This is a genomic window from Zoogloea sp., from assembly GCF_023150065.1.
Classification (GTDB): Bacteria; Pseudomonadota; Gammaproteobacteria; order Burkholderiales; family Rhodocyclaceae; genus Zoogloea.
This window is the reverse complement of record NZ_JAKLLN010000229.1, coordinates 1-527: the sequence shown is the minus strand read 5'-3', so window position 1 is coordinate 527 and position 527 is coordinate 1. Positions and strand designations below refer to the sequence as shown.

The following is a 527-nucleotide window of genomic DNA, read 5'->3' as shown; positions in this document are numbered from 1 at the left end:
GATCACTCCGCTGTGATCATGAACTGAAGGATTCCCGGAAGGGCAGGGTGCTGCGCTTCCGGGTTTGCAGTGCGAAAAATTGAAAGCCAGTCGGTGCAAACCGGCTGGCTTTTTTTTGTGCAGCTTTTTGTGCCGGCTGTTTGTGCTGCGACCCGCCCTTGAGCCAAGGGCAACGCTCAGGGCGCGGTGTCGTCCACCGGCGGCAGTTCGATGCGGGTGGTGGGCGGGCGCTTGGCGTAGATCACCCGGTCGAGGATGTCGTAGAGCTCGTGAATCAGCTCGGTGCCGAAGGCCTGCTCGATGTTGTGGTACTGCTCGGCGATGAGCGGCGCCATCTGGTCGAAGATCTGCTGGCTCTTGGGGGTGAGACGCACCATCACCCGGCGCTGGTCTTCGGGCACGCGGCTGCGGGCGACAAGGCCCAGGTCTTCCATCCGTGACAGCACGCCGGTGAGGCTGGGACTGAGGATCTGGCACAGTTCGCACAGCTCGCGGGGTTCGAGCTGCTCGTGCTCCGACAGCGCGCG

The 527-nt window shown here is 63.4% G+C and carries 1 protein-coding gene; it reads right to left on the bottom strand.

Annotated elements, in window-relative coordinates; all coding sequences use genetic code 11:
* Positions 1-176: 176 nt before the first annotated feature.
* A partial coding sequence (locus L6Q67_RS24415) for a MarR family transcriptional regulator (RefSeq protein WP_296576387.1) occupies positions 177-527 on the bottom strand: 351 nt, incomplete at its 5' end.